10 protein-coding genes and 1 pseudogene are annotated in these 9,710 nt (G+C 69.0%); 7 read left to right on the top strand and 4 right to left on the bottom strand.

Annotated features, from left to right (window positions below; all coding sequences use genetic code 11):
• Nucleotides 1–158: 158 nt before the first annotated feature.
• From FUT87_RS17565 to FUT87_RS17545, 5 genes are all read left to right on the top strand, one after another.
• A complete protein-coding gene (locus tag FUT87_RS17565) occupies nucleotides 159–491 on the top strand; it encodes a ferredoxin (RefSeq protein ID WP_091731244.1) in 333 nt (110 codons plus the stop codon).
• A gap of 16 nt (nucleotides 492–507) precedes the next feature.
• A complete protein-coding gene (locus FUT87_RS17560; RefSeq protein ID WP_091731247.1) occupies nucleotides 508–1,143 on the top strand; it encodes an alpha/beta hydrolase in 636 nt (211 codons plus the stop codon).
• A 13-nt stretch (nucleotides 1,144–1,156) separates the two neighbouring features.
• Nucleotides 1,157–2,326, top strand: a complete 1,170-nt coding sequence (locus tag FUT87_RS17555; protein WP_147241842.1) for a D-alanyl-D-alanine carboxypeptidase family protein — start codon at nucleotides 1,157–1,159, stop codon at nucleotides 2,324–2,326.
• A 110-nt stretch (nucleotides 2,327–2,436) separates the two neighbouring features.
• A complete protein-coding gene (locus tag FUT87_RS17550) occupies nucleotides 2,437–3,318 on the top strand; it encodes a D-amino acid aminotransferase (RefSeq protein ID WP_091731254.1) in 882 nt (293 codons plus the stop codon).
• A 24-nt stretch (nucleotides 3,319–3,342) separates the two neighbouring features.
• Entirely contained in the window at nucleotides 3,343–3,633 is a 291-nt protein-coding gene (locus tag FUT87_RS17545; RefSeq protein ID WP_091731258.1) for a DUF493 family protein, read from the top strand.
• 15 nt (nucleotides 3,634–3,648) lie between these two features.
• Here the strand turns inward: FUT87_RS17545 and FUT87_RS17540 are convergent, their stop codons facing one another.
• The gene (locus FUT87_RS17540) at nucleotides 3,649–4,326 is read right to left on the bottom strand and encodes a tetratricopeptide repeat protein (protein ID WP_147241841.1); all 678 of its coding nucleotides are present in this window, start codon (nucleotides 4,324–4,326) and stop codon (nucleotides 3,649–3,651) included.
• 61 nt (nucleotides 4,327–4,387) lie between these two features.
• Between FUT87_RS17540 and lipB the strand changes: the two genes are divergently transcribed.
• Together lipB and lipA are read left to right on the top strand one after the other, a co-directional pair.
• On the top strand, nucleotides 4,388–5,056 hold the full coding sequence (gene lipB, locus FUT87_RS17535; RefSeq protein ID WP_147241840.1) for a lipoyl(octanoyl) transferase LipB: 669 nt from the start codon (nucleotides 4,388–4,390) through the stop codon (nucleotides 5,054–5,056).
• 30 nt (nucleotides 5,057–5,086) lie between these two features.
• Entirely contained in the window at nucleotides 5,087–6,097 is a 1,011-nt protein-coding gene (lipA, locus tag FUT87_RS17530) for a lipoyl synthase (protein WP_147241839.1), read from the top strand.
• An 86-nt stretch (nucleotides 6,098–6,183) separates the two neighbouring features.
• Here the strand turns inward: lipA and FUT87_RS17525 are convergent, their stop codons facing one another.
• From FUT87_RS17525 to FUT87_RS17515, 3 genes and pseudogenes are all read right to left on the bottom strand, one after another.
• Nucleotides 6,184–7,227 carry a hypothetical protein gene (locus FUT87_RS17525; RefSeq protein ID WP_147241838.1) on the bottom strand — a complete coding sequence of 348 codons (1,044 nt, stop codon included), beginning with the start codon at nucleotides 7,225–7,227 and terminating at the stop codon, nucleotides 6,184–6,186.
• 190 nt (nucleotides 7,228–7,417) lie between these two features.
• Nucleotides 7,418–8,430 (bottom strand): annotated as a pseudogene (locus FUT87_RS17520) (efflux transporter outer membrane subunit).
• A 443-nt stretch (nucleotides 8,431–8,873) separates the two neighbouring features.
• The coding region (locus FUT87_RS17515) for an efflux RND transporter permease subunit (protein WP_186830599.1) at nucleotides 8,874–9,710 on the bottom strand (837 nt) is incomplete at its 5' end.

Below are 9,710 nucleotides of genomic sequence, written 5' to 3'. Positions count from 1 at the left end.
GCGCTGGCCTGGCTGCTGTACGGGGTCACGCAGAGCGACCGGCCCTTGCCGCCGCGGCCGCCGGAACCACCGCCGGGCGGGCGCTCTGAAGGACAAGCAGGTCGTGACGAAACGCACGAACGGCCGGTCGGTGGAAACCCTGAAACTACAATCCCGCGATGAGCTCCACCAGCTACTACCAACGCCACATCTTCTTCTGCCTGAACCAGCGCGAGGGCGAGAACGCCTGCCTGCAGCACGATGCGCAGGCCGCCTTCGACCACTGCAAGCAGCGGGTGAAAGCGGAGAAGCTCGCCGGCAAGGGCGGCGTGCGCGTGAACAAGGCCGGCTGCCTGGACCGCTGCGCCGGGGGGCCGGTGGCGGTGGTGTACCCGGACGCGGTCTGGTACTCCTTCGTCGACAACAGCGACATCGACGAGATCGTCGAGCGCCATCTCAAGCACGGCGAAGTCGTCGAGCGCCTGGTGCTCGACGATTCGGTCGGCCGCTGAGCGGGAGCCCGACTCGATGAATGCACAGACCCAGCGCCGGCAGATCGCCGGCCCGGCCGGCGAGATCGAATGCGCCGTCGACGAACCCGCGGTCGACGCCGGTCCGCTGCGCGGCGTGGTGGTGATCTGCCATCCCAATCCGACGCAGGGCGGCACGATGGACAACAAGGTGGTGCAGACGATCGCCCGCGCCTTCGTGCACCTGGGCTATCGCACCGTGCGCTTCAACTTCCGCGGCATCGGCAAGTCGCAGGGCGTCTGGGACGAAGGTCGGGGCGAGGTCGACGATGCACTGGCCGTGATCGCCGCCTTCCGCGACGCGGCGCTGCCGCTGGCGCTGGCCGGTTTCTCGTTCGGCGGCTTCGTCGCGTCGCAGGCGGCGCTCCAGCTCGAGCAGCCGGCCGAGCGCCTGCTGCTGGTCGGTCCGGCCGCCAGCCGCTTCGGCGTCGCGACGGTGCCGGCCGATACCGTCGTGATCCACGGCGAACAGGACGATGTGGTGCCGCTGAGCGCGGTGCTGGACTGGGCACGCCCGCAGGCGCTGCCGGTCATCGTGGTGCCCGGCGTCGGGCATTTCTTCCATGGGCAGTTGCCGCTGCTCAAGAACCTCGTGCTGCGCAGCTGGCATGCCGTCGGCGAAGCGCGCGCCTAAGGATTTCCCTCGAATGAAACGCTTCCTCGCTTCCCTGGCCCTCGGCGTGGGCCTGTCCAGCTTCCTGATGGTGACCGGCGCGTCCGCGCAGGCGCCGACGCCGCCCGAGATCGCGGCCCGCAACTTCGTCCTGCTGGACCTGACCACGAACCAGACGCTCGCCGAGCGCGACGCCGACACCCCGCAGGATCCCGCCTCGCTGACCAAGCTGATGACGGCCTACATCGTCTTCGACGCGCTCAAGGCCAAGCGCCTGACGCTGGAGCAGACGCTGACCGTCTCCAAGCGCGCCTGGGACGAGCGCAAGGGGGACCCCTCGCTGATGTTCATCGACACCACGATGACGCCCAAGGTCGACGAGCTGATCCGCGGGATGATCATCCAGTCGGGCAACGACGCTTCGGTCGCGCTGGCCGAGGGCGTGGGCGGCACCGTCGAGCAGTTCGTCGCGATGATGAACAAGCAGGCGCAGGCCTGGGGCCTGAAGAACACCTCGTTCAAGAACGTCACCGGCATCACCGAGCCTGGCCACAAGACGAGCGCGCGCGACATCGCGGTCATCTTCTCGCACGTCATCCAGGACTTCCCGCAGTACTACGCCGAGTACTACTCCAAGCGCGAGTACACCTTCAACAAGATCAAGCAGTCCAACCGCAACATGCTGCTGGGCCGCGACCCGTCGGTGGACGGCGGCAAGACCGGCTACACCGATGCCGCCGGCTACTGCCTGGCGGCCAGCGCCCAGCGCGACGTGCCCAACGGCAAGCGCCGCCTGCTGAGCGTGGTGATGGGCGCCGCCTCCAAGGAAGCCCGCGCGACCGAGAGCCAGAAGCTGCTGAACTGGGGCTACGCCGCCTTCGACGCGGTGCGCCTGTTCGAGAAGAACCAGCCCATCACCACCGTGAAGGTGTGGAAGGGCGCGGTGCCGGAAGCCAAGCTGGGCGCGGCGGACGCGGTGTTCGTGGCGGTGCCGCGCGGCGAGGGCGGCAAGCTCAAGACCGACATCCAGCGCACCGATCCGCTGGTCGCGCCGCTGGGCCTGAACCAGCGCGTGGGCACGCTGAAGGTGACGACCTCGGGCGGCGCGCCGGTGGCCGAAGTGCCGCTGGTCGTGCAGCACGAGGTGCCGCTGGCCGGCATCTTCGGCCGCGCCTGGGACGCGATCCGTCTCTGGATCAAGTAAGCCGCGCCTGAGATCCTGGCCGGCCAAGGCCCCTCGCTTGCCGGGGTTGGCGGGCCGGGCCGGCGGCGTACAGTCGACGGCTTGGGCCTGACCACTTGCGGGAGCCACCGATGACGATGCCCTGGGCCGACCTGCCCTGCTACCTCAACGGCCATCTCGGTCGGCTCGGCGATGCCCGGGTGCCGGTGATGGATCGCGGCTTTCTGTTCGGCGATGGCGTCTACGAGGCCATCCCGGTCTACGGCCGGCGCCTGTTCCGGGTCGACGACCACCTCGACCGCCTCGGACGCAGCCTGAAGGCGCTGCGGATCGAGGATCCGTATGAACGCGAGGCCTGGCTCGACCTGCTTCGCAGCCTGGTGGCGCACCTGCCGGAGGTCGAGGACCAGTCGATCTACCTGCAGGTCACGCGCGGCGTCGCGGCGCGCGGCCATGCGATGCCCAAGGACCTGGAGCCGACGGTGCTCGCGTACACGCAGCCGATGCATGCGCTGACGCCGGAGCAGCGCCACCAGGGATTGAGTTGCGTGACGGCGCGCGACTTCCGCTGGCAGCGCGGCGACATCAAGAGCATCTCGCTGCTGGGCAACGTGCTGGCGCGGCAGGTGGCGGCGGACCAGGGCGCCGACGAGACGCTGCTGATCCGCGACGGCTGCCTGACCGAAGGTTCCAGCAGCAACGTCTGGATCGTGCGCGACGGCGCGCTGCTGACGCCGCCGCCGGGCGAGGCCCTGCTGGAGGGCGTGCGCGTGCGGCTGCTGCAGGAGCTGTGCGAGGAACTCGGCATCGCCTGCAACCTGCGGCCGATCGCGGAGACCGAGCTGCCCACCGCGGACGAGATCCTGCTGACCTCGGCCAGCAAGGAGGTGGCCCCGGTCACGCGGCTGGACCGCGAGCCGGTCGGCCACGGCGCGCTGCGCGGCAAGCCGGGGCCGGTCTACGCGAAGCTTTATGAGGCGTACCAGCGGGCCAAGCGCTTGCAAAGCCTCTGAGCATCCCCATTTGGATTCCCCATCATGACCTCGTTCACCAACGCCCCGATCCCGCCCGAGCAGTCGCTCATCGAATACCCGTCGCGTTTCCCCATCAAGGTGATGGGCGCGCATGTGGACGGCTTCGTCGAGGCGATCGTGAGCGTCGCCCGGCAGTTCGACCCGGGCTTCGACGCGTCCACCGTCGAGCAGCGCCCGAGCAAGGGCGGCAACTACCTGGGCCTCACCATCACCGTCACCGCGACCAGCCGCGAACAGCTCGACGAGCTCTATCGCACGCTGACCACGCACCCCATGGTGAAAGTGGTTCTCTGACGCCCTGAGCTGCGATCAGACCGTGCCGGCGTCCGCGGCCAGCGCGTCGTCGACGGCCTTGAGCTTGTAGGGCGCGGCCTCGTCGCCGTTGCGGGCGGCGATGTCGTACCAGTAGCGCGCCAGGCGCAGGTCGCGCTCGACGCCCAGGCCCGATTCATACATCGACGCGATCAGGTACTGCGCGCCCACATCGCCGCCCTTGGCCGCCTCGCGGTACCACTGCGCGGCCTGCGCGAAATCCTTCGCCGCGCCACGGCCCAGGTAGAACGCCGTGGCCACCGCGACCTGCGCATCGACGCTGCCGTGTTCCGCCGCCTTCAGGTACCAGGACTGGGCCTGGACCAGATCGGGACGCCCATCCTCGCCCTGCTCGTGGAACTGGCCCAGCGCCAGCTCGGCGCGCACCAGGCCCCGGCCGGCGGCGCGCACGAGCAGCGAGCGCGCGAAGCGGGGATCCGGTTTCGGCACTTCGGACCTCAGATGCATCATCGCGAGGTTGTAGTCCCCGAGCGCGAGGCCTTGCTGCGAGAGCTGCCGGAACTGGCGCTCGGCGGCGGGCAGGTCGCCGCGCTCGTAGGTGGCGAGCGCCTGTTCGAGCGTCACGCGCACGGCCGGCGCGGAGGCCGCCACGGCGGGCAGCGCAAGTCCGAGGGCGATCGCCGCGGCGGCGAAGCGCATGAGGTGGCGCGACATGGCGCACTCCTGGATGTCCCGATGCGGCCGATGCTAGGTCCATCGCGGCTAGCATGCCGGCATGCTGATCAAGACCCTGGGCCGCGTCGACTATGCGGCCACGCTGGATGCCATGCGCGCCTTCACCGACGCGCGCGGTCCGGAGACGCCGGACGAGCTCTGGCTCTGCGAATTCGATCCCGTCTACACGCAGGGCCTGGCCGGCCAGGCCGACCACGTGCTCGACGCCCAGGGCATCCCCGTCGTGCAGACCAATCGCGGCGGCCAGGTCACGTACCACGGCCCGGGACAGGTGGTCGCCTATCCGCTGGTCGACCTCAAGCGGCTGGGCATCTTCGTCAAGGAATACGTCTTCCGCCTCGAAACCGCCGTCATCCAGACGCTGGACGGCTTTGGCGTGACCGGCCACCGCGTGGCCGGCGCCCCCGGCATCTACGTGCGGCTGGACGACCCCGGGGCGCATGCCGCCCTGACCGGACCGGCCGATCCGGCCGACCCGTTCCGGGGGCTGGGCAAGGTCGCGGCGCTGGGCATCAAGATCAGCCGGCACTGCACGTACCACGGCGTCGCGCTCAACGTGGCGATGGACCTGAAGCCCTTCCTGGGCATCAATCCGTGCGGGTACGCAGGGCTCCAGACGGTGGACCTCGGTACACTCGGGGTTTTCACGGACTGGGCCACGGTGGCCCAGCGGTTCGCTGAACGGCTCGCCGCGCAGCTGGAACCCTGAGGCTCGAACCCGGAACCGAAAGAGCGCCTGATGGCAACCGAGAACGTCACCCACGAAGCCAAGAGCGCGTCCGACTACGACGCGACTGCCAAGCAGAAGGCGCAAGCCAAGACGGCGCGGATCCCGATCAAGATCATCCCGGCCGAGCAGCTGAAGAAGCCGGACTGGATCCGGGTGAAGGCCGGCAGCCCGTCGACCCGCTTCTACGAGATCAAGCAGATCCTGCGCGAGCACAAGCTGCACACGGTCTGCGAGGAAGCCTCCTGCCCCAACATCGGCGAGTGCTTCGGCAAGGGCACGGCGACCTTCATGATCATGGGCGACAAGTGCACGCGGCGCTGCCCGTTCTGCGACGTCGGCCACGGCCGGCCGGATCCGCTGGACGTCGACGAGCCGCTGAACCTGGCCAAGACGATCGCGGCGCTGAAGCTGAATTACGTGGTGATCACCAGCGTGGACCGCGACGACCTGCGCGACGGCGGTGCCGGCCATTTCGCCGAATGCATCCGCAAGGTGCGCGAGCTCAGCCCCACGACGCAGATCGAGGTGCTGGTGCCCGACTTCCGCGGCCGCATGGACCGCGCGCTGGACATCCTGAAGGCGGCGCCGCCGGACGTGATGAACCACAACCTGGAAACCGCCCCGCGCCTGTACAAGGAAGCGCGTCCGGGCTCGGACTACCAGTTCAGCCTGAACCTGCTCAAGCGCTTCAAGGAAGCGGTGCCGGGCGTGCCGACCAAGAGCGGCATCATGGTGGGCCTGGGCGAGACCGACGAGGAGATCCTCCAGGTCATGCGCGACATGCGCGCCCACGACATCGACATGATCACGATCGGCCAGTACCTGGCGCCGTCGGGCCACCACCTGCCGGTGCGCCGCTACGTGCATCCGGACACGTTCAAGATGTTCGAGGAAGAGGCCTACAAGATGGGCTTCACGCACGCGGCCGTCGGCGCGATGGTGCGCTCCAGCTACCACGCCGACCAGCAGGCCCACGCCGCGCTGGAGAAGGCCGAAGCGGAGAAGGCCTCGGCAGCTTGAGTTGGTGAGGCCGCGCGCGGCTGACGCGCCGAACGAATGACGGCTCCTTCGGGAGCCGTCGTCCGTTGCGACGTCGAACCCAGAATTCAGGTGGCGGGAATCTGCAGCCTTTCGAAGAAGGCACGGTTGCGCTTCTTCGCATCGTTGAGCACCTTGTCGTAGGACACGATCTCGATGTAGCAGCCCTGGCTCTGGTGGTACTTGAAGTAGCCCTCGTTGTCAGGCGTCCGCACGAAGTCGTGGTCTTCCGCGATGGCGCGCATGCGGGGCGTGAGGCTGCACAGGATGTAGGCGTAGAAGGGGATCGCGCCGACGTTGATGGTTTTCAGGTCGCGGTCCTTGGCCTGGCCCTCCTTGATCTTGCGGACATAGCGCAGGACCTGCTCGACCGGGTTCTCCTCCCGGGCGGGGTACTCGTTACGTTCGGGACGCTTGAACTCGACGATGACGACCGACTGGTACGGGCTCTTGGTGTCGGCGAAGGCCCGCGGGGTGTTGAACACCACGAGATCCGGTTCATCGCGGTCCGCCACGGCGATGGGCGTCAGCCGGCTCATCGGCAGGTCCGACGCCAGGTGCGTGTGATACGCGAGCCGTTCATCGACGACCCACAGGTTCTGCCTCGTGAAGTCCACTTCATCCGACGTCGTCCGCATTGGAAAGATCAGGCCGTGGATGAGGTCCTCGCGCGCGTAGGCGCCGGAGTCCTGGATCTTCAACGCGCCCTCGAGCATCTCCAGGATCGTGCGGCGGTGCACGACGTAGCGCGCCAGCGCCGCCTTCCCGAGCTCGTTCTCCTCGTCCAGGTATTGCCGGTAGAGCGCTGCGTACTCACTCGACCCGGTTGCGGAGTCCAAGGGCATTGACTGGATGCTGGCCGCTCGTTGGCGATGCTCGAGTTCAATGTCCTTCTGGATCTTGAACAGCTCGATGTCCAACTGCTCCTTGCCCAGGTCGGCGGGAATGGTGGACAGGCGCTCGCGGTACTGCGGGCGCAACTGGATCCGGTATTGCGGCGCGTGTTGGGTGATGTAGGTCTCGACGGCGTGATACCGCTCGAGATCCTCGGCCCTCGTCGGTGGGGGCAGGGCGCCGCGCACGGCCGCCCTCGCTGCGGGATCGATCTGCATGCCTGTTCCTTTCGCGGACGTCCGCCGCGGTCAGTCTCACGGGCGTCAAGGCGCCCAATGAGAGGCATGCTAGGAGCGCTCAATTCCGACTGATTTCAAGGGTCAGTCGCCTTGTTGCGCAGCGAAGACAACCGGACCACCCGCCCACTTGGGGGACGCCGCAGGCCGCCTCACGCAGCCTCGGGTCGCCTCACGCCGGCGTCCACCGCCCCGCCACGTTCTTCAGCAGCAGGCTGATCGCCGCCAGTTGCCGGTTGCGCACCGACAGCAGCGACGCCTCCGCGTTGAAGGCGCTGTTCTGCGCCGTCGTGACGTCCAGGAAGGACACCGTGCCCGCGCGGTACTGGTCCGTCACCAGTTCCAGGTTGCGCTGCGCTGATGCCAGCGCCTCCTGCTGCAGCCGCGCTTCTTCACGCAGGTGGTCGGCCAGGATCAGGTTGTCCTCGACCTCCTGCAGCGCCGTCAGCACCGTCTGCCGGTAGGTCGAGGTCGCGACCTCCGCGCTGGTGCGGGCCTGCGCGCTCGCCAGCTTGCGCTGGCGCCGTCGAAGATCGCCTGCGCCAGCGACGGGCCGAGCGACCAGAACAGGTTGGGCGCCGACAGCAGCTTGCTGAGCGTGCTGCTTCGGTAGCCGCCGCTGCCCGACAAGGTCAGCGACGGGAAGTAGGCCGCGTCCGCCACGCCGATCTGCGCATACGCCGAGGCCACCCGCCGCTGCGCCGCTGCGATGTCGGGCCGGCGCTCGAGCAGCTGCGACGGCAGCATCATCGGGACCTCCGGCGGCGTGGGCAGCGCGGCATTCTTCGCGAGCTCCAGCGCCGACGGCGGCAGACCGAGCAGCACCGCGATCGCATGCGCCAGCTGGGCGCGCGTGGACCGCGTCTCCAGCAGCTGCGCCTGCGCCGAGCGCAGCTGCGTCTGCGCCTGCAGCACGTCGCTGCGCGCGGCCACGCCGCTCTGGTAACGCGCCTGCGTCAGGTCCAGGAAACGCTGGTAGGCCTGCACGCTGCGGTCGTACAGCGCTTCCTGCGCCTCCGCCGTGCGCAGCGAGAAATAGCTCTGCGCCAGCGTCGCCTGCGCGCTCAGCCGCGCCGCCGCCAGGTCGTCCGCGGTGGCCTGCAGCGTCGCGCCCGCGCCCTCGCTGGCCAGCCGCAGCCGGCCCCACAGGTCCGGCTCCCAGCTCGCGTTGAGCGAGGCCTGCACGCTGTTGGTCGGCCGCGGTTGATCGTCCCGTTGGTGACGTTGCCATCCGGGCTCGCGCTGCGCGTGCCCGACACGCCGACCGACAGCGTCGGCAGCAGCGCCGAACGGCTCGCCTCCAGCGCCGCGCGCGCGCCGGCCAGCTGCGCCACGGCGGCCTTCAGGTTCTCGTTGCCGATCACCAGGCGGCGCTGCAGGTCGTTCAGCACGGGGTCGTCGAACAGCGTCCACCACTGCTCCGGGACCGGCTCGGCGGTGGCGGGCCGGGCCTGCTTCCAGAGCCCGTCCTCCTTGTACTGCGCCGGCGCCGTCACCGGCGCGGGCGGATCGACGCGCGTCACCGCGCAGCCGCTCAGCAGTGCGACAAGCACCGCCGCCGCCACGGCCGGCAGCGAGGGACGGAGGAATGAAGTCGAGGTCATCGAGGTCATCGGGGTCGGCATGTCTCAGCCCTGCAGGGTCGGAGCCGCGGGCGGCTCGGGAGTCGTCGGGGGCGCCTCGTGCGGCGGCCGCGCGGCGCTGGCGGCGCGTTTCGCCGCGCGGCGCCGCATCACGCGCTGGCGCAGCCTTTCCATCATCACGAACACGACCGGCGTCGTGTACAGCGTCAACAGCTGGCTCAGGATCAGGCCGCCGACGATCGCGATGCCCAGCGGCTGGCGCAGCTCGGCGCCATCGCCGCTGCCGATGGCCAGCGGCACCGCGCCGAAGATCGCCGCGAAGGTCGTCATCAGGATGGGCCGCAGCCGCAGCTTGGCCGCGCGGAAGATCGCCGCGCCCGCCGTCAGGTGAGCGCTCGTGCGCTGCCGCGCGATGGCGAAGTCGATCATCATGATCGCGTTCTTCTTCACGATGCCGATCAGCAGGATCACGCCGATCAAGGCAATGATCGAGAACTCGGTGTTGAACATCATCAGCGCCAGCAGCGCGCCCACGCCCGCCGACGGCAGCGTCGACAGGATGGTCACGGGATGCACCAGGCTCTCGTAGAGCATGCCCAGCACCAGGTAGATCGCGATGATGGCCGCGCCGATCAGGATGGGCTGCGACTTCAGCGCATCCTGGAACGCGTTGGCCGTGCCCGCGAAGGTGCCCCGCACCGACACCGGGATGCCCAGCTCCGCCATCGCGTTGTTGATCGCGTCGGTCGCCTGCGACAGCGACACGCCCTCGGGCAGGTTGAAGCTGATCGTCGAGGCCGGCGTGCCGCTCTGGTGGTTCACCGACAGCGGCGTGTTGGTGGTCTCGAAGCGGCTGAACGCTGACAGCGGCACCTGCGCGCC

Source organism: Mitsuaria sp. TWR114 (assembly GCF_007997345.1).
This window is presented reverse-complemented; position numbering and strand designations above follow the sequence as displayed.

Coding starts and splice junctions, on each gene's coding strand:
- FUT87_RS17565 (WP_091731244.1), top strand. CDS start 159: ATGAGCTCCACCAGCTACTACCAACGCCACATCTTCTTCTGCCTGAAC.
- FUT87_RS17560 (WP_091731247.1), top strand. CDS start 508: ATGAATGCACAGACCCAGCGCCGGCAGATCGCCGGCCCGGCCGGCGAG.
- FUT87_RS17555 (WP_147241842.1), top strand. CDS start 1,157: ATGAAACGCTTCCTCGCTTCCCTGGCCCTCGGCGTGGGCCTGTCCAGC.
- FUT87_RS17550 (WP_091731254.1), top strand. CDS start 2,437: ATGACGATGCCCTGGGCCGACCTGCCCTGCTACCTCAACGGCCATCTC.
- FUT87_RS17545 (WP_091731258.1), top strand. CDS start 3,343: ATGACCTCGTTCACCAACGCCCCGATCCCGCCCGAGCAGTCGCTCATC.
- FUT87_RS17540 (WP_147241841.1), bottom strand. CDS start 4,326: ATGTCGCGCCACCTCATGCGCTTCGCCGCCGCGGCGATCGCCCTCGGA.
- lipB (WP_147241840.1), top strand. CDS start 4,388: ATGCTGATCAAGACCCTGGGCCGCGTCGACTATGCGGCCACGCTGGAT.
- lipA (WP_147241839.1), top strand. CDS start 5,087: ATGGCAACCGAGAACGTCACCCACGAAGCCAAGAGCGCGTCCGACTAC.
- FUT87_RS17525 (WP_147241838.1), bottom strand. CDS start 7,227: ATGCAGATCGATCCCGCAGCGAGGGCGGCCGTGCGCGGCGCCCTGCCC.